29 protein-coding genes and 1 tRNA gene are annotated in these 24,721 nt (G+C 53.1%); 14 read left to right on the forward strand and 16 right to left on the reverse strand.

Annotated elements, in window-relative coordinates:
• Nucleotides 1-29: 29 nt before the first annotated feature.
• Entirely contained in the window at nt 30-935 is a 906-nt protein-coding gene (locus FHC52_RS03745) for a LysR family transcriptional regulator (protein WP_025912992.1), read from the forward strand.
• A 316-nt stretch (nt 936-1,251) separates the two neighbouring features.
• On the opposite strand, the gene FHC52_RS03750 is transcribed toward FHC52_RS03745, so the two are convergent.
• Nucleotides 1,252-1,339 (reverse strand) — tRNA-Ser (locus tag FHC52_RS03750).
• 231 nt (nt 1,340-1,570) lie between these two features.
• Between FHC52_RS03750 and ghrA the strand changes: the two genes are divergently transcribed.
• The 4 genes from ghrA (at nt 1,571) to FHC52_RS03770 (ending at nt 4,486) form a co-directional block, all read left to right on the forward strand.
• A complete protein-coding gene (ghrA, locus tag FHC52_RS03755) occupies nt 1,571-2,509 on the forward strand; it encodes a glyoxylate/hydroxypyruvate reductase GhrA (RefSeq protein ID WP_021240795.1) in 939 nt (312 codons plus the stop codon).
• A gap of 84 nt (nt 2,510-2,593) precedes the next feature.
• A complete protein-coding gene (locus FHC52_RS03760; RefSeq protein WP_008500850.1) occupies nt 2,594-3,331 on the forward strand; it encodes a phosphatase in 738 nt (245 codons plus the stop codon).
• A 21-nt stretch (nt 3,332-3,352) separates the two neighbouring features.
• Nucleotides 3,353-3,907, forward strand: coding sequence for a molecular chaperone (locus FHC52_RS03765; protein ID WP_021240794.1), 555 nt, complete (start codon nt 3,353-3,355; stop codon nt 3,905-3,907).
• Nucleotides 3,908-4,003: 96 nt separating this feature from the next.
• A complete protein-coding gene (locus FHC52_RS03770) occupies nt 4,004-4,486 on the forward strand; it encodes a DUF1097 domain-containing protein (RefSeq protein WP_126289419.1) in 483 nt (160 codons plus the stop codon).
• A gap of 43 nt (nt 4,487-4,529) precedes the next feature.
• Here FHC52_RS03770 and csgG read toward each other — a convergent pair whose 3' ends face one another.
• The 4 genes from csgG to csgD are packed head-to-tail and all read right to left on the reverse strand — an operon-like array spanning nt 4,530 to nt 6,871.
• Nucleotides 4,530-5,363 (reverse strand): curli production assembly/transport protein CsgG, encoded by an 834-nt coding sequence (gene csgG, locus FHC52_RS03775; RefSeq protein ID WP_021240792.1) that lies wholly within the window; start codon nt 5,361-5,363, stop codon nt 4,530-4,532.
• Between the two features lie 26 nt (nt 5,364-5,389).
• Nucleotides 5,390-5,803, reverse strand: a complete 414-nt coding sequence (csgF, locus tag FHC52_RS03780) for a curli production assembly/transport protein CsgF (RefSeq protein WP_008500846.1) — start codon at nt 5,801-5,803, stop codon at nt 5,390-5,392.
• A 23-nt stretch (nt 5,804-5,826) separates the two neighbouring features.
• Complete coding sequence (csgE, locus tag FHC52_RS03785; RefSeq protein WP_008500845.1) at nt 5,827-6,216, reverse strand: curli production assembly/transport protein CsgE; 390 nt, start codon at nt 6,214-6,216, stop codon at nt 5,827-5,829.
• 4 nt (nt 6,217-6,220) lie between these two features.
• Nucleotides 6,221-6,871 carry a biofilm master transcriptional regulator CsgD gene (gene csgD / locus FHC52_RS03790; protein ID WP_021240790.1) on the reverse strand — a complete coding sequence of 217 codons (651 nt, stop codon included), beginning with the start codon at nt 6,869-6,871 and terminating at the stop codon, nt 6,221-6,223.
• A 762-nt stretch (nt 6,872-7,633) separates the two neighbouring features.
• On the opposite strand from csgD, the gene csgB reads away from it, so the two are divergent.
• The 5 genes from csgB (at nt 7,634) to ymdB (ending at nt 10,106) form a co-directional block, all read left to right on the forward strand.
• Nucleotides 7,634-8,089, forward strand: coding sequence for a curli minor subunit CsgB (gene csgB / locus FHC52_RS03795; protein WP_008500843.1), 456 nt, complete (start codon nt 7,634-7,636; stop codon nt 8,087-8,089).
• Between the two features lie 41 nt (nt 8,090-8,130).
• Nucleotides 8,131-8,583 carry a curli major subunit CsgA gene (csgA, locus tag FHC52_RS03800; RefSeq protein WP_008500842.1) on the forward strand — a complete coding sequence of 151 codons (453 nt, stop codon included), beginning with the start codon at nt 8,131-8,133 and terminating at the stop codon, nt 8,581-8,583.
• Between the two features lie 61 nt (nt 8,584-8,644).
• Nucleotides 8,645-8,977: a curli assembly chaperone CsgC gene (gene csgC, locus FHC52_RS03805; RefSeq protein WP_023343744.1), complete on the forward strand. Its 333-nt coding sequence runs from the start codon at nt 8,645-8,647 to the stop codon at nt 8,975-8,977.
• 160 nt (nt 8,978-9,137) lie between these two features.
• Nucleotides 9,138-9,458 (forward strand): type 1 fimbrial protein, encoded by a 321-nt coding sequence (locus tag FHC52_RS03810; protein WP_008500840.1) that lies wholly within the window; start codon nt 9,138-9,140, stop codon nt 9,456-9,458.
• Nucleotides 9,459-9,563: 105 nt separating this feature from the next.
• Complete coding sequence (gene ymdB, locus FHC52_RS03815) at nt 9,564-10,106, forward strand: O-acetyl-ADP-ribose deacetylase (protein WP_008500839.1); 543 nt, start codon at nt 9,564-9,566, stop codon at nt 10,104-10,106.
• Between the two features lie 34 nt (nt 10,107-10,140).
• On the opposite strand, the gene mdoC is transcribed toward ymdB, so the two are convergent.
• Nucleotides 10,141-11,280: a glucans biosynthesis protein MdoC gene (gene mdoC / locus FHC52_RS03820; protein WP_008500838.1), complete on the reverse strand. Its 1,140-nt coding sequence runs from the start codon at nt 11,278-11,280 to the stop codon at nt 10,141-10,143.
• A 254-nt stretch (nt 11,281-11,534) separates the two neighbouring features.
• On the opposite strand from mdoC, the gene mdoG reads away from it, so the two are divergent.
• From mdoG to FHC52_RS03835, 3 genes are all read left to right on the forward strand, one after another.
• Nucleotides 11,535-13,088, forward strand: coding sequence for a glucans biosynthesis protein MdoG (mdoG, locus tag FHC52_RS03825; protein ID WP_021240787.1), 1,554 nt, complete (start codon nt 11,535-11,537; stop codon nt 13,086-13,088).
• Nucleotides 13,081-15,609 (forward strand): glucans biosynthesis glucosyltransferase MdoH, encoded by a 2,529-nt coding sequence (gene mdoH / locus FHC52_RS03830; RefSeq protein WP_021240786.1) that lies wholly within the window; start codon nt 13,081-13,083, stop codon nt 15,607-15,609. The genes mdoG and mdoH overlap by 8 nt, the downstream gene beginning before the upstream one ends.
• 84 nt (nt 15,610-15,693) lie before the next feature.
• Entirely contained in the window at nt 15,694-15,921 is a 228-nt protein-coding gene (locus tag FHC52_RS03835) for a YceK/YidQ family lipoprotein (RefSeq protein ID WP_008500835.1), read from the forward strand.
• A 6-nt stretch (nt 15,922-15,927) separates the two neighbouring features.
• Here the strand turns inward: FHC52_RS03835 and FHC52_RS03840 are convergent, their stop codons facing one another.
• From FHC52_RS03840 to FHC52_RS03850, 3 genes are all read right to left on the reverse strand, one after another.
• A complete protein-coding gene (locus FHC52_RS03840) occupies nt 15,928-16,302 on the reverse strand; it encodes a MysB family protein (protein ID WP_008500834.1) in 375 nt (124 codons plus the stop codon).
• A 96-nt stretch (nt 16,303-16,398) separates the two neighbouring features.
• The gene (gene mdtG / locus FHC52_RS03845) at nt 16,399-17,616 is read right to left on the reverse strand and encodes a multidrug efflux MFS transporter MdtG (protein WP_032674519.1); all 1,218 of its coding nucleotides are present in this window, start codon (nt 17,614-17,616) and stop codon (nt 16,399-16,401) included.
• A gap of 143 nt (nt 17,617-17,759) precedes the next feature.
• Entirely contained in the window at nt 17,760-18,686 is a 927-nt protein-coding gene (locus FHC52_RS03850; RefSeq protein ID WP_008500832.1) for a Kdo(2)-lipid IV(A) acyltransferase, read from the reverse strand.
• A gap of 221 nt (nt 18,687-18,907) precedes the next feature.
• On the opposite strand from FHC52_RS03850, the gene FHC52_RS03855 reads away from it, so the two are divergent.
• Complete coding sequence (locus FHC52_RS03855; RefSeq protein WP_032674520.1) at nt 18,908-19,957, forward strand: rhodanese-related sulfurtransferase; 1,050 nt, start codon at nt 18,908-18,910, stop codon at nt 19,955-19,957.
• A gap of 41 nt (nt 19,958-19,998) precedes the next feature.
• On the opposite strand, the gene FHC52_RS03860 is transcribed toward FHC52_RS03855, so the two are convergent.
• The 7 genes from FHC52_RS03860 to pyrC all read right to left on the reverse strand — a co-directional run bounded on the left by FHC52_RS03860 (nt 19,999) and on the right by pyrC (nt 24,657).
• The gene (locus FHC52_RS03860) at nt 19,999-20,577 is read right to left on the reverse strand and encodes a YceI family protein (protein ID WP_008500830.1); all 579 of its coding nucleotides are present in this window, start codon (nt 20,575-20,577) and stop codon (nt 19,999-20,001) included.
• A gap of 1 nt (nt 20,578) precedes the next feature.
• A complete protein-coding gene (locus tag FHC52_RS03865) occupies nt 20,579-21,145 on the reverse strand; it encodes a cytochrome b (protein ID WP_023343748.1) in 567 nt (188 codons plus the stop codon).
• Between the two features lie 208 nt (nt 21,146-21,353).
• Nucleotides 21,354-21,467, reverse strand: coding sequence for a DUF2770 family protein (locus FHC52_RS03870; RefSeq protein ID WP_021240776.1), 114 nt, complete (start codon nt 21,465-21,467; stop codon nt 21,354-21,356).
• 59 nt (nt 21,468-21,526) lie between these two features.
• Entirely contained in the window at nt 21,527-22,645 is a 1,119-nt protein-coding gene (solA, locus tag FHC52_RS03875) for an N-methyl-L-tryptophan oxidase (RefSeq protein WP_220419921.1), read from the reverse strand.
• 116 nt (nt 22,646-22,761) lie between these two features.
• A complete protein-coding gene (gene bssS, locus FHC52_RS03880) occupies nt 22,762-23,016 on the reverse strand; it encodes a biofilm formation regulator BssS (RefSeq protein ID WP_008500827.1) in 255 nt (84 codons plus the stop codon).
• A gap of 274 nt (nt 23,017-23,290) precedes the next feature.
• The gene (dinI, locus tag FHC52_RS03885; protein ID WP_008500826.1) at nt 23,291-23,536 is read right to left on the reverse strand and encodes a DNA damage-inducible protein I; all 246 of its coding nucleotides are present in this window, start codon (nt 23,534-23,536) and stop codon (nt 23,291-23,293) included.
• Between the two features lie 74 nt (nt 23,537-23,610).
• A complete protein-coding gene (pyrC, locus tag FHC52_RS03890; protein ID WP_021240774.1) occupies nt 23,611-24,657 on the reverse strand; it encodes a dihydroorotase in 1,047 nt (348 codons plus the stop codon).
• Nucleotides 24,658-24,721 lie beyond the last annotated feature (64 nt).

Below are 24,721 nucleotides of genomic sequence, written 5' to 3' on the forward strand. Positions count from 1 at the left end.
CTGTTCTGAAAATAGAATGATGAGGATTTATGCAGGATCTCAATGACTTCGTCTGGTTTGTGAAGGTAGTGGAGTACGGGGGGTTTGCGGCGGCGGGAAGGGCGCTTGACCAACCCAAGTCCAAACTGAGCCGCAGGATCGCGCAGCTGGAGGAGCGGCTTGGCGTACGGTTGATACAGCGCACGACGCGGCAGTTTACGGTGACGGAAGTGGGGCACACTTTCTATCAGCACTGTAAGGCAATGCTGATAGAAGCAGAAGCGGCAGAGGAGGCCGTTGCTGCGCTGCAGGCTGAGCCGCGCGGCGTCGTCAGGATCACCTGTCCCGTCACGTTACTGCACGTCCACGTGGGACCGATGCTGGCGCGGTTTATGGCGCGCTACCCCGGGATTAATCTCCAGCTTGAGGCCACCAATCGTCGGGTCGATCTTGTTGGCGAAGGTATTGATGTGGCTATCCGCGTGCGTCCGCGTCCGTTTGATGACAGCGATCTGGTGTTAAGGGTGCTGGCTGACAGGGGGCATTGCCTGGTGGCAAGTCCGCAGTTGATTGAACGTATGGGTAAACCGCGAATGCCTTCCGAGCTCAGTGAATGGCCTGGATTAAGTATGGGGGCCGGTAAACAGGTGCATAAATGGGAGCTCAGTGGTCCAGAAGGGGCGAAAGCGGAGATCCACTACGCACCGCGCTTTATTACCACCGACATGCTGGCATTGCGGGAAGCAGCGATGGCGGGCGTGGGCGTTGTACAGTTGCCGATATTGATGGTGAAGGATCAGCTTGCGTCAGGGGAACTGGTACGGGTGCTGGACGCGTGGGAACCCCGACGGGAAGTGATTCACGCGGTTTATCCTTCGCGGCGCGGCATGCTGCCGTCGGTCAGGACGCTGGTGGATTTTCTGACTGAAGAGTATGCGAAGATGGTGGAGGAGTAGCTTTTTGTAGGTCGGGTAAGCGCAGCGCCACCCGACATAAAGAGCGCAGGGAGTTTCAAGGTTCGAATTCCCCCCTTTCGGAGAATATAAAAGAAAAAAGCCCGTACTTTCGTACGAGCTCTCATCTCAAATATGGCGGTGAGGGGGGGATAGACTCGCTTCGCTCGCCCTGCGGGCAGCCTGTTCGCGACGCTCACAGTCTGTCCAACTGGCTGTCGCCAGTTGTCGAACCCCGGTCGGGGATTCTCATCCCCCCTGCATGCGTGCAATATGCGAAAAAAAAGCCCGCATTTTCATGCGAGCTCTTCTTTAAATATGGCGGTGAGGGGGGGATTCGAACCCCCGATACGTTGCCGTATACACACTTTCCAGGCGTGCTCCTTCAGCCACTCGGACACCTCACCATATTGTCATCCCGTTGTTGACGGGACGGGCGCTAATGTAAGGAAAAGCCGAACTGCCGTCAACTCACTTTTTCAGTAATTTAGCGCGTTTAGACAAACTTCAGGCAACATGATTCTTAATTGTGCTGAAAGCGTCTTTTTTATCAGCAACACAGCCGCGCAATAAATTTGTTATGCTGGCAACCTCGTTAAAAGCAAAATAAATCAGCGCAATAAAAGGCAGGAATGACTATGGATATACTTTTCTATCACCCCACGTTTGATACGGCCTACTGGATCGAGGCGCTCACGGCAGCTTTACCCGGCGCACGCGTTCGCGAGTGGAAGCGTGGAGATAACGAACATGCTGACTATGCGCTGGTCTGGCATCCGCCGGTAGAAATGCTCCAGGGCCGTAAGCTGAAGGCCGTTTTTGCCCTGGGGGCGGGCGTGGATTCCATTCTGAGCAAGCTGAAGGCGCACCCTGACATGCTGCCGGAAGCGATTCCCCTGTTCCGCCTGGAAGATACCGGAATGGGCCAGCAGATGCAGGAATATGCCGTCAGCCAGGTGCTGCACTGGTTCCGCCGTTTTGATGACTATCAGGCCTTTAAACAGCAGGCCCACTGGGAGCCGCTGCCGGATTACCGTCGCGAAGACTTTACCATCGGCATCCTCGGTGCGGGCGTGCTGGGCTCAAAAGTGGCTGAAGCTCTCGCTCCGTGGGGCTTCCCGCTGCGCTGCTGGAGCCGCAGCCGTAAGGACTATCCGGGCGTAGAGAGCTTTGCCGGCACGGATGAGCTTCCGGCCTTTCTGAACGGCACGCGCGTGCTGATCAACCTGCTGCCCAACACGGCGGAAACGGTAGGGATCATCAATGAAACCTTGCTCAACCAGTTAGCCGATCAGAGCTACCTGATGAACCTGGCGCGCGGGGTGCATCTGGTCGAGCCCGATCTGCTGAAGGCGCTGGACAGCGGAAAGCTAAAAGGCGCCATGCTGGATGTCTATAGCCGTGAGCCGCTGCCGGTGGAAAGCCCGCTGTGGGCACATCCGCGCGTGGCGATGACCCCGCACGTGGCCGCCGTGACGCGTCCGGCAGAAGCGGTGGCGTACATATCCCATACCATCAGCGAAATGGAGAAGGGTAACGCGGTCACCGGCCAGGTTGACAGACAGCGCGGCTACTGAGAGAAACCCGGCGTTCGCCGGGTTTTTGCTAATATTCGCCGCTGATAACTGCTATCCTTTGGAAAAACCGCAGAGGAGAGAGAGATGTATCCCGTTGACCTGCATATGCACACCGTCGCCAGTACCCACGCGTATAGCAACCTCCATGATTATATCGCCCAGGCGAAGCTGAAAGGCATTAAGCTGTTCGCGATCACCGATCATGGTCCGGACATGGCGGATGCGCCGCACTACTGGCATTTTGTGAATATGCGGATCTGGCCACGTCTGGTGGACGGCATTGGGATACTGCGCGGCATCGAGGCGAATATCAAAAATACCGACGGTGAGATCGACTGCACCGGGCCGATGCTGACGTCTCTGGATCTTATCCTCGCCGGTTTCCACGAGCCGGTTTTTGCACCTCAGGATAAAGAGACCAACACCGCGGCGATGATTGCCACCATTGCCAGCGGCAATGTGCACATTATCAGCCATCCCGGCAACCCGAAGTACCCGATTGATATTCAGGCTGTCGCGCAGGCGGCAGCGAAGCACCGCGTGGCGCTGGAGATTAATAACTCCTCCTTTGTTCACTCGCGCAAGGGCAGTGAAGCCAACTGCCGCGAAGTGGCCGCCGCCGTACGCGATGCGGGCGGCATGGTGGCGTTGGGTTCGGATTCCCATACCGCCTTTACGCTGGGTGATTTCAGCGAGTGCCTGAAAGTGCTCAATGACGTTAACTTCCCGGAAGCGCAAATCCTGAACGTGACTCCGCGCCGCATGCTCGATTTCCTCGAATCGCGCGGCATGGAGCCGATTGCCGAATTTGCCGATCTTTAATTGTGTAATGGAATAATAAAAATGAACGAGTTTTCCATCCTTTGCCGCGTGCTGGGTACGCTCTATTATCGCCAGCCGCAAGACCCGCTGTTGGTTCCGCTCTTTACGTTAATTCGTGAAGGTAAGCTGGCGGAGAACTGGCCGCTGGAACAGGATGATTTACTGGCGCGTCTGCAAAAAAGCTGCGACATGCAGCAGATTGCGACCGATTACAATGCGCTGTTCGTCGGCGATGAGTGCCGCGTTTCGCCATACCGTTCTGCCTGGCAGGAAGGGGCGACGGAAGCGGAAGTCCGTGCTTTCCTCTCCACGCGCGGTATGCCGCTGAGCGATACGCCTGCGGATCATATCGGTACGCTGCTGCTGGCCGCTTCCTGGATTGAAGATAACGCTGGGGATGATGAGAACGAAGCCATCGAAACGCTTTTCGAAACGTACCTGCTGCCGTGGGTCGGAACATTCCTTGGGAAAGTCGAAGCCCACGCCGCCTCGCCATTCTGGAGAACGCTGGCACCGCTGACCCGCGACGCAATTGCGGCGATGTGGGATGAGCTGGAAGAAGAGAACGAAGAGTGACTTGTATCACATAAATCCTGCAACGACGCATTTCAATTTGCACATAATGTGCTTCTGATCGCATTTCTATGGTGCGCTTCTGCTAAGATGCGCGCCATGAACATATTACTTTGTATCGCAATAACAACGGGCATTCTCTCCGGGCTCTGGGGATGGGTGGCCGTGTCTCTCGGATTGCTCAGCTGGGCTGGATTCCTTGGCTGTACGGCCTATTTCGCCTGCCCGCAGGGGGGCGTCAAAGGGCTCTTTATCTCAGGCTGCACGCTGATGAGCGGGGTTATCTGGGCGCTGGTGATCATGAAAGGCAGCGCGCTGGCGCCGCATCTGGAGATGCTGGGGTACATTATGACGGGCGTTGTTGCCTTCCTGATGTGTATTCAGGCTAAGCATCTCCTGCTTTCGTTTGTGCCGGGCACCTTTATCGGGGCGTGCGCGACCTTTGCAGGGCTGGGTGACTGGAAGCTGGTCGTTCCTTCTCTGGCGCTGGGGTTGCTGTTTGGCTATGCCATGAAAAACAGCGGTCTTTGGCTGGCGTCGCGGCGGGAAAAAGCGCAAGACATCACGGCGGTGAGCGAATAAAAAAAGGCGAGATAATCATCTCGCCTTTTTTATGCGCTTCCTGTCAGGATTCCGGAGGGACTGACATATCGCGGTATTTCACCAGTATCGGGTTCTGCACGTCTGCTTTGTTTTGCAGATCCCACAGCCCGCGGTCAATACCGTCGTTGATTAAGAAGATCACGCCGGTTTCAATGGCCGACATCAGACACATCATGACCGGCTCGTTAGAGGTGTAGCCAATTTCACCCTCCAGCAAACGCTGGTAATCGATGAAGCGGAATACCCCTGCCTGAACTTCATAAGACAGGATGGTTTTGCTGGTGTTCACCGAAGAGAGCACTTCGCCTGTACTGACGTTGACCACACGCAGGTTAACGGCGATTTGGTCGAGCTGGTACTGGGTATCCGCACCGATACCGAAGTACCGCGCGCCCGCACCACCCGATTTAACGTTACTTTCGTAACCAATAATCGATCCTTCAATCATCACGTTCGCTGCCGCCAGAGATTCCAGAGGCGTGCGGTTATTGGCCGCGACGGTACCATTCTCCTGTGCGGCACGAATGATTTTCCGTTCATTCAACAGGTTCTGAAGACCCTGACGTTCCAGCGGAATAAACCAGTGCGAATCCTTGAGCGCGGTAACCAGCATCGCGGTGGCACTTTGCGGCACGGCCGTGGAGAAGTTACTTGCCGGGTAAGGTTTGAATTGCCCGGTTTCATCCTGAATGTTGTATACGGAGACAAATATTTTCCCCGTTGGAGCAGGTAAATGCGTTAAATCACGATAACTCTGGGCCCGAGGCATTAATGTTGGTTTTGCAGCTTCTTTAGGTGGAGCAGTTAAACAACCGCTCAATAAGCACACTGCAACAAATATCAGGAAGCGCTGCATGATCGTTGTCCTTATTTAGCTATTGTTTAAAAGTCAGTTGAATTACTTTGTAGACCGGAAACCTGAATAGTGGAGATCCTTCCGGTTTTACGATCGGTCACGTTCAGCTGAAGCTGTCCATCGGTGTTGGCGATATCAACGATAAAATCGTTGGTCACCATCCGGCCGGGTTTGCCGGTATTAATGTTGGTCAGTAACCCGCCTAAAATCTGCGACTGGATAGCCTGAGTGAAGTTGTCCAGTGCGGATGGGGTATCAACGCTAAAATCCTTTAAGCTTGGGTCCTTATAGGAGTTTTGCGCCTGCGCTTCATTCAGCAGAAAGGCACCGTTGTTAGGGTTACCGCCAAAGTTAGGGTTACGGAACTGAAACGTCATATTTCCGGCCCAGCTTATAGGTGTTATTAGCATTATCGAAACAACTGCATATGCAATACGCATGACAGCCTCCGCATATCGGTTCGCTAGAACTCGTCTTTAGCTAAATCGCTGGTGCTTAATAGGGCTTTATCTATTTGCAGGCGATTAATAGCGTCTTCTGATTGGGCCAGTGCCAGGGCTACGTTTTTATCGAAGTCCATTTTAGTGGGGAATAAAAACGTTTGATAAATAACGTACTGATTGGCCGTTATTGTTATCCAACTTCCCCATCGTGCACTGGGCCGCTCGTTGATTGTTATATTTCCGGTATAAGTACTGTCCCATTTGTCACTGAAGGCTCGGTAAAAACTGTGCCCGACCGATGAGACAGTGTGGTCTGTTAACAATCCGGGAACTTCGACCTCGACGGCCTTCAGATTCCCGGCAGCGAGCAGGAAACTCGCTGCGGCGATCCAACTCAACGTGCGCTTCATGTGATTAACGCCTGAGGTTATCGTTTGCCCACGAAACCGCCTGAGTTCGGTTTTTTACAGCTATCTTCTTGAAAAGATTATAAAGGTGCGTCTTTACCGTATTTTCGCTGATAAATAACGAACGGGCGATTTCAATATTTGAAGCACCAATGCGTAACTTATTCAGGATCTCTTTCTCACGGTGCGTGAGCAGTGCTGACTCTGAGCTGTTATAGCGATAATTTCCGGAGTGCGTGATGAGGTAGCTGGCCAGCTTTTGCGAAAAATAACACTCTCCGCGCAATATGCCTTGCAGACCCTCAACTACCCGGTCTTCTTCTTCCGTGACGTAGAACACGCCATTGATATGCGGCCAGCTTTCAATATCCCTAAAAGGATATTCATCAGGCGTATTCAATAATAGCACGCGGATATTATTGTTTTTCCTGCTTAAAATATCTTGCCAGTAATGGATGAGCTTTTTATCAGCTTCCATCATATCGAACAGAATGATGCTGCCAGGTGCAATATCATCAAAAGAACGTTGAATATTATGCAATTTCCCGTTCAGTGATAAAGATTGCTTTAAATGTTGTAATAACGCTGTCGCTTGCAAAGAAGGTTTTGTGATCAACAGTAATGTATGACCATGTAAACTATGGACTTCATTATACATGATGAAACCCCACTTTTTTTTGGCACCTGGCAGCTGTCCTCCTGTTTAATAGAGGACACCAGAAGTACTGACAGATGTTGCACTGCTGTGTGTAGAATCAGACCATAACCTCCACGGGGAGGTAAATATAAAACCAATTTCGTACATCTAATTTCAATCTAGCTTTTACGAAGTTTAAAGCAAGTGTTAAACATGTAACCGAATGTAAAAATCAATATTAATTTGTGAAAATCACTTGTGATGAATGGCGAGAAATGATGAGAAAGTTGTACATCTAAATAGAGATGCACAGTTTTTAAAAATCATACAAATATTTATATCTTATTGATTATTAGGTGTATTTATTATTTTATGCGAACGATAAAACAGTATGAGGTACAGATTATTTCTAAGCCAATAAATGCGCGGTTGTCTGGCTTAAGAAAACGGGCTTCGTGTCACGACTGTGAAAAGTGTCCTTCTGCCGTTACGTTTAAACAACGCGAGAAGACGCGTGGACAGCCTTCGCCTCGTTGTACAACCTGATTGTTGGACAGGGGAAATAAAAAATATAAGCTGGCCTGAGTAAAGTGATTTTTGTCGTAAATTACGACTTTGTGGTGATCCGAAAAATAAAAATAAGCCGCGCGGGTGAGATATTTAAAATGTTTCAGCGGACATACTCTTCACCGTAACGACGCGTTAACACAATATGCATCGTTTTTACAAGTAACACGGTTATAGGTTATGGCGTGATTAAATAACCAGGTCCAGGGTGACAACATGAAATACACATCGTTATTTATGGTGTTTACATTACTGGGTGCGCCTGGATTTGTAACCGCAGCGAATTCAGATTTAGCCAATGCTGAATATAACTTTGCGGTTAACGAATTAAGTCTTTCATCACTCAATCAGGCAGCCATTATTGGTCAACAGGGTGTTTTTAATGACGCTCAGGTTCGCCAGGAAGGTTCAAAACTCTTGTCCATTGTTTCACAGGATGGGGCGGGCAACAGAGCAAGAGTTGATCAATCAGGGAGTTACAATATAGCCTGGATCGATCAGAGCGGTACCGCGAATGATGCAGGTATTACGCAAGAGGGATACGGTAATAGCGCGAAAATTATCCAGAAAGGGTCGGGTAATAGAGCAAATATTACGCAGTACGGTACGCAGAAAACCGCAGTTGTAGTGCAGAAACAGTCGCAAATGGCGATTAACGTTATTCAACATTAGCGCATTCGCGACGATTTTAATCAATCCGATGGGGGTTTACCATGAAATTTCTCAAAGTGGCAGCGCTTGCAGCAATCGTAGTTTCTGGTAGTGCTATGGCGGGTTCTATTAATCAGGGCGGCTGGGGCCATGGGCATGGTCATGGCGGATACAGTGGCCCAAATTCAACCCTGAATATTTATCAGGACGGTGGCGGTAACTCCGCGGTTGCTCTGCAGACAGACGCCAGAAATTCCGTGCTGAATATTACCCAGAAAGGTGGCGGTAACGGCGCTGACGTTGGTCAGGGTTCTGATGACAGTAAAATCAACCTGACCCAAAAAGGATTTGGCAACAGTGCAACACTGGATCAGTGGAACAGCAAAAAATCTGTTATGAACGTTAGCCAGTCCGGCGGCTTTAACGGCGCCCTCGTCGACCAGACTGCCTCTAACTCTACTGTCAACGTTACCCAGATTGGTTTTGGTAACCACGCGACAGCTCATCAGTACTGATACTGAAATCTGTGCTACAAAAAAACAGGGCTGATGCCCTGTTTTTTTTCGGGAGTTCATCATGAATACCTTAATTCTTCTTGCCGCGCTTTCCAGCCAGATAACTTTCAAAACGTCGCAGCAGGAAAATATGACCACCATTATTCCTCAGGTCACCCTGGCGCAGCCGTGTGATTGTCAGGTTCAGATTGTTTCCGTTCGGGAAGGGCAGGGGGGACAAAGTTCGTCCCGACAGCAAAATACCCTTTTTATACCCGCTAATCAGACGATTGATTTAATGCGCCTGAGTTTAAATATTAATGCGGGAGACACGGTAAAAATCGTTGTCACCGTTTCAGACGGTAAATCGCTTCATTTATCACAGCAGTGGTCGCCAGCGGAACGTTCGCTTTAATCATTCATGAAATCAATGTGTTGCGAATGTGGCGGGTCTGTGCCGTTGAGCTATGCTGATATCAGGGATCAGGTCATTATGTTCCTTAACGTGAGACTTCGTTTGTCATAATGAAGTGCGTTTACCCCTCAAGGACGATTTTCATTGAGGAGTACCGATAATGAACCACTCTTTCGCTCGACTCGTGACGGGTCTGGGCCTGATTGTTTCTGTTTTTAGCCTCCCGGTTTATTCGGCTACCATTGTGAACGGTGGCGTTATTCATTTTCGCGGTGCCATTGTTGCAGACCCCTGTGAAGTTACGCCGCAGCAGAGACAGTTTGCTATGTCCTGTCCGGATAATAATCGTATGCAAACGCGCATGGTCAGTTATGAAGAGGCGCTTAATGGCAAAGTGTCCGATTCAGATCTGGTGTCGCTCCGCATGAAATACCTTAACCCTGAAAAAACGCTCGCGGTTGTCGAAATCCAGTATCGATAGCGCTCTCTCTTCCGCTTTGTGCGGAAGAGGATTTTTTCTGATAGTTTTTTCTCCCGGGCAGCCCTGCGATACACTTAATAAAAAGGCGGGTTGCAGAGGGGCTTTATGAAACCGCAAATTGAAGTTATTCATGGTGATATTACGACCATGCACGTCGACGTCATCGTCAATGCGGCCAATCCCTCCCTGATGGGGGGAGGCGGTGTGGACGGGGCTATCCACCGGGCTGCCGGACCGCAGCTGCTGGAAGCCTGCAAAACCGTACGGCAACAGCAGGGCGAATGTCCTCCCGGCCATGCGGTCATTACGCTTGCGGGCGATCTGCCTGCCAAAGCGGTGATCCACGCCGTAGGGCCTGTCTGGCACGGTGGCGATCGGCACGAGGCGAGTATTCTGGAAGAGGCTTACCGAAACTGTCTGCGGCTGGCTGCCGACAACGGCTATAAAACAATGGCGTTCCCGGCCATCAGTACGGGGGTGTATGGCTATCCTAAGGCGGCTGCCGCTACGATCGCCGTCGACACCGTTTACCGCTATCTGTCGCTAAAACCGATGCCTGAGAAAGTAATCTTTGTCTGTTTCGATGAAGAAACCACCCACCTTTATCAACGGTTGCTGACCCAGCGCGGGCAGGAACTGGACACCTAAAGCAAACGCGGCGCACTGAGTGCGCCGCGTTTGTTTATGAGGCTTTTACCTGAGGTTTTCCTGAGAAGAGGAAACGCAGAAGCGGGATCCGCAGGTGGATTTCATAGAGCACGATCGCAATCCCCACGACAAACACCAGACCAGTAAAGAAGCCCAGCGTGTTAGAGGCGATATGCGGGGTGATGTAAGCCCCGAAGAAGAGCGTGAGCGGGTGATGCACCAGATAAATAAACAGCGACGCATTCACGAAGTAGGTCACGCGGCTGGACTTAAAGTTCAGCAGGCGGTGGCCGAGCGCGAATACTACGTTCACCATCCATAAACCCAGCAGCATGGTGATCACGCTTTCCGTTTCGTACATCCAGGCGTCACCGCTCCCGTAGCGCTGGTTCAGCAGATAGGCCGCGAACGCGATGGCCGCACCTACAGCACACCACGGTGACGGGGTAGTAAACAGCGCTTTCAGCTTCGGGTAAATAAACGCCAGCGCGCCGATTAAAAAGAACGGAATGTAGAAAAGGGACTGCATCACCACAAAATTAAACAGACCGTCGCTCAGTATCGGTGGATAGACGATAAACAGGATGCGTCTCACCGCGGCGTAAGCGATACCCAACAGCAAGAAGAGCACCGACAGTTTGCCCAGCGTAACGGTGGCGAAAAAGGCGTCAGCTCTCGAACTCAGGTGGTGACGCAGGCGGCTGAAAATGAACAGGCTCACCGTAGTGAGCACCACCAGGACCAGCAGGAACCACAGGTGAGACACCAGCTCCCAGACCAGCGTATTGTACTTTTCATACAGCGACAGATTCGGCCAGTTTTCCGCTTTGCCTTTGACGTACTGCAGCATAATGAACTGGGGCAGCGTCAGCAGCGGAATCGCGGTCAGCATGGGGATCCCCACGCGCTCGACGCGCACCTTCCACCAGCGTTTAAGCGGGTATCGCAGAAACAGCATGTAAGAGAAATAGCCGGAGATGACAAAAAACACCTGCATACGGAAGGCGTGAATAAAGTCATTAAACAGCGTCAGCCACCAGGAGGGCATCTGGCTATTCACATGCCAGGTGTGGCTGGAGTAAATCAGTGATATGTGAAAAGGGATCCCCAATAGCATCAGCCATGCCCGGATCGAGTCGAGGAAATATTCACGTTCTGTTGGTGTTGTGCTCATATAACGTTGTGCATTCTCAGACTTTTCGTCTTATCCCTAAGACTCATAATGGTTACATTCGAAAGCAACCCTACACCAAGACCGACACCCTGTCTCCAGGATAAGCACGCAAAGTGAATAATGGGTTCTTTCATTTGCTTAATCCATGAGCCAGCAGCTGAACAAAGCAGTGATAATGTTGTCGGATTGCCTGAGTTTCCATTAAAATGGATCGGATCGATATAAGCACACAAAGGGGGAAGTGCTTACTTATTATGAAACATAAACCACAGATGATGAAAATGCGTTGGTTAGGTGCTGCAGTGGTGTTATCACTGTATACCTCATCGGCACTGGCCTTTAACATCGACGATGTCGCAAAACAGGCAAAATCGATGGCTGGCAAGAGCTACGAAGCGCCGAAAAGTAACTTGCCCTCCGTTTTCCGCGATATGAAATATGCGGACTATCAGCAGATCCAGTTCAATCATGACAAAGCCTACTGGAGCAACATCAAGACCCCGTTCAAGCTTGAGTTTTATCATCAGGGTATGTATTTCGACACGCCTGTTGCCATCAACGAAGTGACGGCCACAGCGGTACGTAAGATCAAATACAGCCCGGATTACTTCAATTTTGGCAATGTGCAACACGATAAAGATACGGTGAAAGACCTGGGCTTCGCAGGCTTTAAGGTGCTTTACCCGATCAACAGCAAAGATAAAAACGACGAAATCGTCAGCATGCTGGGTGCCAGCTATTTCCGCGTGATTGGCGCGGGGCAGGTATACGGGCTTTCTGCGCGCGGACTGGCGATTGATACCGCGCTGCCATCAGGTGAAGAATTCCCACGTTTCCGTGAGTTCTGGATTGAACGTCCAAAACCAACGGATAAACGTCTGACCATTTACGCGCTGCTGGATTCACCGCGTGCGACCGGCGCCTATCGCTTTGTGATTATGCCGGGTCGTGACACCGTGGTTGACGTGCAGTCCAAGGTTTACCTGCGTGATAAAGTGGGCAAACTGGGCGTTGCACCACTGACCAGCATGTTCCTGTTTGGGCCGAACCAGCCGTCTCCGGCCACTAACTTCCGCCCGGAACTGCACGACTCCAACGGTCTGTCTATTCATGCCGGTAACGGAGAGTGGATCTGGCGTCCGCTTAACAACCCGAAACATCTGGCGGTGAGCAGCTTCGCGATGGAAAACCCGCAAGGTTTTGGCCTGCTGCAGCGTGGCCGTCAGTTCTCCCGCTTTGAAGATTTGGACGACCGCTATGACCAGCGTCCAAGCGCCTGGGTCACGCCAAACGGTGACTGGGGTAAAGGTAAGGTTGAGCTGGTTGAGATTCCAACCAACGACGAAACCAACGATAACATCGTGGCTTACTGGACGCCGGATCAGCTGCCGGAAGCCGGTAAAGAGATGAACTTCAAGTACACCATCACCTTCAGCCGCGACGAAGATAAGCTGCATGCGCCGGATAACGCGTATGTGATGCAGACTCGTCGTTCAACGGGTGATGTGAAGCAGTCTAATCTTATCCGTCAGCCTGACGGTACCGTGGCCTTTGTCGTGGACTTTACAGGCCAGGATATGAAGAAACTGTCACCGGACACCGCCGTTGCCGCTCAGGCCAGCATCGGTGATAACGGTGAAATCGTTGAGAATACCGTGCGTTACAACCCGGTAACCAAAGGCTGGCGTCTGACCCTGCGCGTGAAAGTGAAAGATCCGAAACAGACCACTGAAATGCGTGCTGCGCTGGTCAGTAACGATCAGCCGCTGAGTGAAACCTGGAGCTATCAGCTACCTGCCAATGAATAATACATCTGAATATATTGATGCCATGCCGCTGACGGATATCGAAAAAGCGGCACTGCCTAAGAGCGACATCCGCGCGGTTCACACCGCGCTGGATGGTGAACATCGTCAGTTTTCCCGTGATGATGATACGCCGCTGGGGTCAGTAAAGGCACGTCTGGAGCAGGCCTGGCCGGACTCTCTGGCAGAAGGGCAGTTGATTAAAGACGACGAAGGGCGCGATCAGCTTCAGGCGATGCCGAAGGCCACGCGTTCCTCAATGTTCCCCGATCCGTGGCGCACCAACCCGGTGGGCCGCTTCTGGGATCGCCTGCGCGGGCGTGATGTGACGCCGCGCTATCTGTCACGCCTGACGAAAGAAGAGCAGGCTTCCGAACAGAAATGGCGTACCGTGGGGACCATCCGTCGCTACATCCTGCTGCTGCTGACGCTGGCGCAGACGGTCGTCGCGACCTGGTATATGAAAACCATCCTGCCGTATCAGGGCTGGGCGTTCATCAACCCGATGGACATGATGGGCCAGGATCTTTGGGTCTCCTTCATGCAGCTGCTGCCGTATATCCTGCAGAGCGGCATCCTTCTGCTGTTCGCGGTTCTCTTCTGCTGGGTCTCGGCCGGTTTCTGGACCGCGCTGATGGGCTTCCTGCAGCTGCTGATGGGGCGTGACAAATACAGCATTTCGGCGTCAACGGTCGGGGATGAACCCCTCAATCCTGAGCACCGTACCGCGCTGATTATGCCTATCTGTAACGAAGACGTTGACCGCGTGTTTGCGGGCCTGCGTGCCACCTGGGAGTCCGTGAAGGCGACCGGCAACGCGGAGCATTTTGACGTTTACATCCTGAGCGACAGTTACAACCCGGATATCTGCGTGGCAGAACAAAAAGCGTGGATGGAGCTGATTGCAGAAGTGCAGGGCGAAGGGCAGATCTTCTACCGTCGCCGCCGCCGTCGTGTGAAGCGTAAAAGCGGTAACATCGATGACTTCTGCCGCCGCTGGGGTAACCAGTACAGCTACATGGTGGTGCTGGATGCTGACTCCGTCATGAGCGGTGACTGCCTGAGCGGTCTGGTGCGTCTGATGGAAGCCAACCCGAACGCGGGTATCATTCAGTCTTCGCCAAAAGCGTCGGGAATGGACACGCTCTATGCGCGCTGTCAGCAGTTCGCCACCCGTGTTTACGGGCCGCTGTTCACGGCAGGTCTGCACTTCTGGCAGCTGGGTGAATCCCACTACTGGGGTCACAACGCCATCATCCGCGTGAAGCCGTTCATTGAGCACTGTGCGCTGGCGCCGCTGCCGGGCGAGGGTTCGTTTGCCGGTTCTATTCTGTCACATGACTTCGTGGAAGCGGCGCTGATGCGTCGTGCTGGCTGGGGCGTCTGGATTGCCTACGACCTGCCGGGATCGTACGAAGAGCTGCCGCCGAACCTGCTGGACGAGCTCAAGCGTGACCGCCGCTGGTGTCACGGTAACCTGATGAACTTCCGCCTGTTCCTGGTGAAAGGGATGCACCCGGTTCACCGCGCGGTGTTCCTGACGGGCGTGATGTCGTATCTCTCCGCACCGCTGTGGTTTATGTTCCTTGCGCTATCCACTGCGCTGCAGGTCGTCCATGCCCTGACGGAGCCGCAATACTTCCTGCAGCCGCGCCAGCTGTTCCCGGTGTGGCCGCAGTGGCGTCCGGAGCTGGCGATTGCGCTGTTTGCCTCCACCATGGTGCTGCTGTTCCTGCCTAAGCTGCTCAGCATCATCCTGATCTGGTGCAAAGGCTCGAAAGAGTACGGCGGTTTCTTCCGCGTGACCCTTTCACTGCTGCTGGAAGTGCTGTTCTCCGTGCTGCTGGCACCGGTGCGTATGCTGTTCCACACCGTGTTCGTGGTTAGTGCGTTCCTGGGCTGGGAAGTGGTCTGGAACTCACCGCAGCGTGATGACGACTCCACGCCGTGGAGCGAAGCCTTTATGCGCCATGGTTCTCAGCTGCTGCTGGGTCTGGTGTGGGCGGCCGGGATGGCGTGGCTGGATCTGCGCTTCCTGTTCTGGCTGGCGCCGATTGTCTTCTCGCTGATCCTGTCGCCGTTTGTCTCCGTGATCTCCAGCCGTTCGACGGTGGGGCTGCGGACCAAACGCTGGAAGCTGTTCCTGATCCCGGAAGAGTATTCCCCGCCGCAGGTGCTGGTAGACACCGATCGTTATCTCGAGCAGAACCGCAATCGCACGCTGGATGACGGCTTTATGCACGCCGTGTTTAACCCGTCATTCAACGCCCTGGCGACGGCAATGGCGACGGCGCGTCACCGCGCCAGCCAGGTGCTGGAGATTGCCCGCGATCGTCACGTTGAGCAGGCGCTGAACGAGACCCCGGAAAAACTCAACCGTGACCGTCGTCTGGTCCTGTTGAGCGACCCGGTTACGATGGCGCGTCTTCACTACCGCGTATGGTCCGCTCCGGAGAGATACTCTTCGTGGGTAAACTACTATAAAGAACTGAAGCTGAACCCGCTGGCGTTGAAGGCGAAGTAAGTGGTTAAGTAGGGCAGGTAAGCGAAGCACCTCCCGCCAACTAAAATACCGGCATAATCGCCGGTATTTTTTTAGAGGTTACTCATGAGAATCATCATCGTCGTTCTGATGGCATGCCTGCTCAGCGGCTGCGGCAGCATCATCAGCCGCACCATTCCAGGGCAGGGCCACGGGAATCAGTATTACCCGGGCGTGAAGTGGGATCTCCGTGACTCCGCATGGCGCTACCTCACCGTGCTGGATCTGCCATTCTCGCTAATTTTCGACACGCTGCTGCTGCCGATCGATGCCAGCCACGGCCCTTACGAGTAGCGTAAATTAACGCTCGTCCCACTCATCGGCTGCGGTTTGACCTTCTTCCGTATCCAGCGGTGGCTCGAGCTGAAATTCGCCCTCATCCCACTCGTGCAATGTGTTCTCTTCCAGCCATTCCTGCCGCAGTTCGATTTCATCATAGTCGCCATCAAAGACGGCCTGCGCACCTTCACCGCTCAGGACCGGCAGGCATTCCCCTTCTTCACCTTCATCGGCAAAGAATTCGGCCTGCCACATAATATCCCCATCCTGCAGAACGTATTTCTGGATATTAAGTTGTTGCACGTCAGCATCTTCTTCTTCAACGCCGGGGTTGTCGGCGAGGAACTCTTCACGAGCGGCATCAATAGCTTCTTCCAGCGTGGCGTACATGGTCATTGGTGTCTCCCTGTTTTCCAGAAGGTTTCAGGGAAAGAATAGCTTAATATCCGATTCTGCAAGTATGAATGCGAAAATAAGCGTCAGGCGTTCGTCTTATTCCGCCACTGGGCGTAGCGCGCGGGATAAACTGAACCACGAATAAATTGCATTAAACAGTACCACCCCCGCCGTCACGATAAAGACGGCGCGAAAACCGAAGCTGGCGGAGATGCTCGCCCCGAGAAGCGGTCCGGTGACGTTACCGATGTCGCGAAATGACTGGTTATAGCTGAAGATCCGCCCGGCAATCTGGTTCGTGGAGTTGTAAACCAGCAGGGTCTGTACGGCGGGCAGCAAGGCCCCGTCTGCGGCACCAAGCAAAAAGCGAAGTAAGCCCAGCTGCCACGGAGAGTGCACCATCGACATGGGGATCAGCAGCAGGACGGAGATCACCAGCGCACAGATCAGAATTTTTTCCGGACCGACGCGGTCCCCCAGTTTCCCCAGCCTCGGCGCGCTAAGAAGCGCCGCCACCCCGGGCACGGACGCAATCAGCCCGCTGATAAACGCGATATTGCTGACGTTCCCCGCCAGATCGCGGATGTACAGCGTGAGGATAGGGGCAATCGATCCGGTTGCGACCTGAATAATCAGGGTCGTCACGAACAGGCTCAGCACCAGTCTGGGATTTTTAAGCGAGGTCAGCACCTCCCTGGCGTGTAGCATCTCTTTCTTCGCAACGGGGGTGAAGTTTTCCCGAATACAGAGCAGGGTGACAACAAAGCACAGGAACAGCACGCAGGCGGTGATAAAGAACACCGGACGCAGGCCATAGCTATCGGCCATGAGTCCGCCGGCCAGTGGCCCCAGCAGGGCACCGCTTACGCCGCCGGTTGAGAGCGTGCCCAGCGCCCAGCCGCTCTTATGGCGAGGAATTTGCGTGGCAATCAGGGCATTGGCATTGGGAATAAATCCTCCCAGCAAACCCAGCAACGCGCGCAAAATCAGGAACTGCCAGACGTTCTGCGCCACGCCCATCAGCGCCATGATAATGGCCATCCCCAGCGCCGAGCGCAGCAGCATGATTTTACGGCCCTTGCGGTCGGCAAGGCCGCCCCAGAAGGGCGAGGCTATCGCGGAGAACAGGAACGTGATGCTGAATACCAGGCCGGACCACATATTGAGCGCGCTATGGCCCGTCACGCCCAGCTGTTCAACATAGAGCGGCAGAAAAGGCATGACCAGGCTAAACGCCGCGCCGGTGAGAAAACAGCCAAGCCACGCAACCGTGAGGTTACGCTTCCAGTTTATGGGGGCATCTGAAGGTGACATAACAATCCGCATAATGAGGTGCTGAGCACCTGAAGCAAGAAGTAATAAGCCTGCTAATTATGCGCCTGGGTTATGATTGCCGCAATGAGGGGGAGCTTTTAAAGCTAAAACAGGATGCGACCCTGAGGATCGCATCCTGAAAATCAATAGCGGGACGGCGTGCCTTTTGGCCGCGTTTTAAAGCGGCGGTGCAACCACATGTACTGCTCGGGTGCGAGCATGATGCATTTCTCTACGATACCGTTCATCCAGCGCGCGGTGGTTTCTGCATCGTCAAGCGGCGGCGCGAGTTCCGGTTCCAGCATCATCAACTCGTAGCCCGAACCGTCAGGCTTGCGGCGGGGAACAAAGGGTACGATGGCGGCTTTGGACATCCGCGCCAGCATCCAGGTGCCGGTGGTTGTGGCGGCCTCTTCAACGGCGAAGAAGGGGACAAAAACGCTGGCCTGTGGGCCATAGTCGTGGTCGGGGGCATACCAGACCACTTCGCCGGATTTCAGCGCACGGATCATTCCCTTCAGATCTTTACGGTCGATCATGCTTTTGTTGGAGCGCATGCGCCCGTTGGTCTGGATTAAATCGATGACCGGGTTATCGTTAGGGCGATAAACGCCAATGCCGGGCGCCTGCATGCCGAACATACGCGCCCCGATTTCCAGCGTCAGAAAATGGACGCCGATCAGCAGAACGCCCGTCTGGTTGGCCTGAAGCGTATGTACAGGATCCATGCCGGTTCCCGTTACCTCGCTCCAGCGGGCCATGCGTTTGTCCGGCCAGAACCACGCCATGCCGGTTTCCATAAGGCCCATCCCAACGGATTCGAAGTTCTTCGCGACCATATTGTGACGCTCTGAGTCGCTCATCTGCGGAAAACACAGCTCAAGGTTGCGGTACGCGATTCTGGCGCGACGCTTCATAAACAGTTGTGCGAAACGGCCCAGAAATTTACCCAACCGAAAAATAACAGGGTAGGGAAGCTGTACCAGAAGCCATAAAAAGCCGATGCCAAGCCAGGTCAACCAATAGCGGGGATGCAAAAGGGCGGCAGTAAATTTTGGTAACTGGGTCATGTCTTTCCTGTGTTCAAACGTCCTGTTTCGCTAGTGTCTCATTTTTTGAGGCGTAGCCAAAATATCTGCTTTCGAAGCGTGCACGAATACAGCAATTGTTAATCCTGATTAATCAGGGTGTGTGAAATGTAGCGTAAATTGTGTGGATGTAAATTGGTTTTGTTTGCTATATGATGCCGACCGATTTTTTATTCTCTCTAACGACTCCAGGACTGTACACCATGCCAGTGTTACACAACCGCGTTTCGAACGAGATGTTAAAAGCGCGTATGTTGGCTGAAACCGAACCGCGCACAACCATCTCATTCTATAAATACTTCACGATCGACGATCCGCAGGCGACCCGAGATGCGCTTTATCAGGCGTTCACGGCGCTGAACGTCTTCGGCCGCGTCTACCTTGCCCGTGAAGGCATCAACGCGCAGATTAGCGTACCGGAAAGCAAAGTCAGCGCCTTCCGCGACGTACTTTATCAATTTGACCCGGCCCTTAACGGCTTACGCCTGAACATTGCCCTGGATGATGACGGGAAATCCTTCTGGGTGCTGCGCATGAAGGTGCGTGAACGCATCGTGGCGGACGGTATCGACGATCCGGAGTTTAACCCGACGGACGTCGGTGAATATCTGAAGGCGGCGGAAGTGAATGCGATGCTGGACGATCCGGATGCCGTGTTCATCGATATGCGTAACCACTATGAGTATGAAGTGGGGCATTTCGAGAATGCGATGGAGATTCCGGCGGATACCTTCCGCGAGCAGTTGCCGAAAGCGGTTGAGATGATGCAGGAGCATAAAGATAAAAAGATCGTTATGTACTGCACCGGCGGTATCCGCTGTGAGAAAGCCAGCGCGTGGATGAAGCACAACGGCTTCAATAAAGTCTGGCACATTGAAGGCGGCATTATTGAGTACGCTCGCCGCGCCCGTGAACAGGGGCTGCCGGTACGCTTTATCGGGAAAAACTTTGTCTTTGACGAGCGTATGGGTGAACGTATTTCGGATGACGTCATCGCCCAGTGCCACCAGTGCGGCGCGCCGTGCGATACCCACACCAACTGCAAAAACGACGGTTGTCATCTGCTGTTCATTCAGTGCCCGGCCTGTGCCGAGAAGTTTAACGGTTGCTGTAGCGAGCTGTGCAGTGAAGAGAGCGTCCTGCCGGAAGAAGAGCAGCGTCGCCGTCGCGCAGGACGTGAAAACGGCAACAAGATTTTCAATAAATCTCGCGGTCGTCTGAATACCAAACTGGGTATCCCTGACCCGGAATGATAATAATGCCCGGCACGTTGAAAGCCTGCCGGGCGACGTTATTATGATTTCTGCTGTACACCTTCAACGGAAATAATCAGCTCCACGTCCTGAGACGCCGGGCCTAAATCCGTTGTGATATTAAAATCTTTCAGGTGAATTTTCCCTGCCGCTTCGAAGCCTGCGCGTTTACCGCCCCACGGATCGTCACCCTGGCCCAGTAATTTCGCATCAAGCGTGACCGGTTTGGTTACGCCGTTAAGCGTCAGGTTGCCGGTAATATTCAGCTTATCACCCTCTTTCTTCACCTCAGTAGAAGTGAAGGTCGCCTGCGGGAATTTCGCGACGTTGAGGAATTCCCCACTGCGCAGGTGTTTATCGCGCTCTGCGTGGTTCGTGTCGACGCTGTTTGTATTAATGGTCACATTGACTTTATCGGCTGCGGGATTTTTTTCGTCAAAGGTGAATGTGCCGTCAAAATCCTTAAAGGTGCCGTACAGCCAGCTATATCCCAGGTGCTGAATACGGAAATTGACGAAAGCGTGCTGGCCCTCTTTATCAATTTTATAATCCGCCGCCACGGCGGAGCCGGCGGTGAATAACAGAGAACCCAGTGCGATACCCAGCAGGTGTTTTTTCATTTTATGCTCCAGAGTCAACTGACGAGCGGCCAAGCATGCGCTTTAGCGTATCGTCTTTATCAATAAAATGGTGTTTGAGGGCGGCAAGCCCGTGCAGCACGGACAGAATCACCACGCTCCAGGCGAGCCAGAGGTGAACAACCCCCGCCGTGTCGGCCTGAGCGCCGGCATCGCTAAGGGTTGCCGGAACCTCGAACAGGCCAAAAACGTTAATCGGCTTACCGTCAGCCGTCGAAATGAGATAGCCGCTAATCAGGATGGCAAACAGCAGCGCATAAAGGGCAATATGCGCGGCGACTGCGCTGACGCGGGTAAATTTGCTGTGAGTCTTTTGCGCGGCGGGCGGTGGGGAAATGTGCCGCCAGATCACGCGGAAAACCAGACCCAGCATCAGCAGGACACCAATGCTTTTATGCAATTCCGGCGCCTGGTGATACCAGCCATCGTAATAGCTGAGCGTGACCATCCAGAGACCAAGTCCAAACATACCGTAGACGGCAAGAGCAAATATCCAGTGCAAACCTATGGATATTATTCCGTAGCGCCGGGAGGAGTTACGCCATTGCATCAGAATGTCCATTTTCAAATTAACCGAAGGGTAAAAATGAACGGGAAGGCGGGATATTGCAACTGAAATAATTGGCTATTGATTTTTATTTTATTTATTTCAGCAATTTTGAAAAGGATCGCTAGCGCTAATTCAATCTCTTCGTGCAAGATGAAATTATGAGTTTCAATAAAGATAAATTACCGTCAATTATTGTCAGTAAGGCTTTTCAGTAAAATACAATGTAAACAAAATCAATAATGGCCAGCAGCGCCCACAATAAGAGATAGAGCATAAAATGCTCGCGAATATTATTCATCAGAAAGCTAACGATCTTGCGCATAACGCCCCAACATGCGGTGTGAATGAAGCGGGCCCCGTGACCTCCGGAGCCCGTGCGGATTATCCGTTAAAACGCGAGAGGGAGAAGGGCGTCAGATCAAACTGCAGCGCAATGCCCTGGGCAAACTGCGCGGCGATTTCACCCAGAACGGAAGCAAACTTAAAGCCGTGGCCGCTCAGTCCGGTGATGAGCAGGGTGTTGTCATGCCCCGGCAGCGTATCAATGATAAAGTCTTCATCAGGCGTATTGTCGTAGGTACAGGCCGCGCCATACAGCAAGCCACCGACGCCCGGAAGAATAGTGCGCAGGAACGAGAAGGCCTCTGAACCATCCTGTGGGAAGGCGCCGAAAGGTTTACGCTCTTCAGGGGAGGAGATCGCCTGGCCGCCGTTGTGTTTACCGATTTTCAGCGCGTCTTTTTCTGACGGGAAGCCGTAGAACTGGTCCCCGTTGGGTAATTCGCCGGTGAAGGCCGGGAATTTATTCTGGGCGCTGTAACGACCATCCGACTGGAACCAGGAGAAGACCTTGCGCACCGGCTGGATCGGCAGATCGGGCAGCAGGCGGGTAACCCAGGTACCTGCGCTGACCAGCAGGCGGGACGCTGAATAATCGCCGTCAATAGTGGTGACCGTGACGCCATTATCATCATGGGTGATGGCCTCTACCGGACAGTTGAACAGCTGCGCGCAGCCTGCCTTCGCAGCAAGCTCGATCCAGGTTTTGATCGCCGTTTCGCAATGGAGCACCCCGGAGTGGGCTTCAAAGAGGCCAATATAATCGTCCGGGACGGTAATTTCGGGCCAGCGTGCGGTAATGCCCGTCGCGTCCAGCTTCTCAACGTCCAGATTAAACGCTTTCGCGCTGCGTTCGACGCCAGCGAGAAACGCAGAATGTGCCGGACCCAGGTTGATGACGCCAGTACGCTCGAAAATACGATCTTCGGTCTGTTTCGCCAGTTCATCCCACAGCGTCTGGGCGCGAAGCACCAGCGGAACGTAGCGTTCACCTTCACCGTACGCATGGCGGATGAGGCGGGTATCGCCATGATGGCTGCCCTCCGCATGAGGAGGCAGATGGCTATCGATCATCAGAACCTTCAGACCAGCCTGTGTTGCGTAATAGCCTGCGGCAGATCCTACGGAGCCGCTGCCAATAATGATTAAGTCGTATCTCATATGCATCTCATAAACTGATGTTTTGTTAGCAGAGTAATTAACAACGCGGGGTTAGACAAGGGAGAAATAAATAAGGCACCGCGAGGGTGCCTGTAGAGAGAAAAGTGGGCATAAGCTTAGTGCCGTTTATACTCATTTTCCTGGTAGTCGCCAGATTCTATTTTTGCAATACCTGCTTCTAAAATAGAAATAAACTGACGGGCGACGTCTGTTGTTAGCCACAGCGTCTGTCCAACTTCCGCTTCTTCACGGTTGAGTTGATTTGGGGTCTGGTAGTGCAAACGCAGCATCAGCGCATCGTAGCTATCTACGGTACTGATATCCCAGCCAACAAGTGGGTGGGTCTGGATGACTTCACTATTCTTTTCCATTATAACCCCCTTAATGCGTGTTAGAAGACAACGGCTTTGAGGTTCAATGCATGTTTTTCTGAAAGCAACTTCAGTATACCAAGTAATAAGGGTTCCGAAGGGAAAAATAAACAGGTGGCAACACATTTTTCTGCTTTTTAGGATTGTTCGAACAATAAAACACCATCTCGTTCACGATTTTTAAAGAAGATGCCGAATTATTTTGAACTTACAGGATTTTGAGGCAAAAAAAAGCCGGGGCGACCCGGCAAAAAAACACAATGAGGGAGCAGTGTTAATCCGTGATGAACCAGTCGTCAGCGCTTTCCCACGTTTCCTGGAGGATTTCGCTGATGCGATCTTTATCTTCTTTTGCGGCGCCAATGACGGAGAGGTTGTTCGCCGCGGCGTAACGCACCGTGACGGCACCCGCGTTGTCGGGAAAGGTGTTGTTAATACGACGGGATAATTCGCCTGCCAGTGCATCAAGCGCGCCGGCAGGCAGAACGGTAGTTTTGGCTATGGTGACTTCAATACGCATAAATGCCCCCTGTGTAATATACTGTTTATTTATACAGGTATATTATCAGTTTGACAACAAGGGGCACTGATTTTTTAACGTTTTACCGTCCAGCTTACGGTTTCACCCGCCAGGAAGGGGATCAGCGTGTCGTCCGTCAGGGCAATGGACTCCTCAACGTGGCTCGCTTTACGCTCCAGTTCGATGAAGGTGTCGTTGACCGGCAGGCCGTAGAAGCGCGGGCCGTTAAGGGAGCAGAATGCTTCGAAATGTTCCAGCGCGTTCATCTCTTCAAACACGGTTGCGTAGCTGGCAAGCGCCGTTGGGGCGTTGAAGCAGCCCGCGCAGCCGCAGCTCGCCTCTTTACGATGGCGGGCGTGAGGCGCGGAATCGGTACCGAGGAACGCGCGGGAGAACCCGCTGGCGACCAGCTCGCGCAGCGCCTGCTGGTGGATGTTGCGCTTAAGAATAGGCAGGCAGTAGAGGTGAGGGCGCACCCCGCCCACCAGCATGTGGTTACGGTTAAACATCAGGTGCTGTGGCGTAATGGTGGCGGCGATAAGATCGTTGCCGTCACGCACGTACTCTGCCGCGTCTTTGGTGGTGATATGCTCGAAGACCACCTTCAGCGCCGGCAGGCGCTGGCGCAAAGGCTCCATCACGGTCTCGATAAAACGGGCTTCGCGGTCGAAGATATCAATCTCGGCATGCGTTACTTCGCCGTGAACCAGCAGCGGCATACCCAGTTTCTGCATGCGTTCCAGCACCGGCATAATGGCATCAATGCTGGTGACGCCGTGGCTGGAGTTGGTGGTGGCATTCGCCGGGTAGAGTTTCGCTGCCGTAAAGACGCCTTCGTTAAACCCGCGCTCCACTTCGTTCGGATCCAGTGAATCGGTCAGATAGCAGGTCATCAACGGGGTAAAATCGTGTCCCGCAGGAACGGCGTCGAGAATGCGCTGGCGATAGGCTATCGCGGCATCGACGGTGGTGACTGGTGGCACCAGGTTAGGCATGACAATCGCGCGGCCATAAATTTCGCTGGTATAAGGCACGACGGTTTTCAGCATATCGCCATCACGCAGATGGATATGCCAGTCGTCAGGGCGGCGGATTTTAAGAACCTGGGGTTGTGCAGTCATGGAAGCTCCGGCTTGTCAGGAATCAGTCATAAGGATGGCTGTTTTTGCCGGACACAAATCATAA

Origin of the sequence: Enterobacter sp. EC_64 (assembly GCF_019584165.1) — a bacterium.
Taxonomy (GTDB): domain Bacteria; phylum Pseudomonadota; class Gammaproteobacteria; order Enterobacterales; family Enterobacteriaceae; genus Enterobacter; species Enterobacter roggenkampii.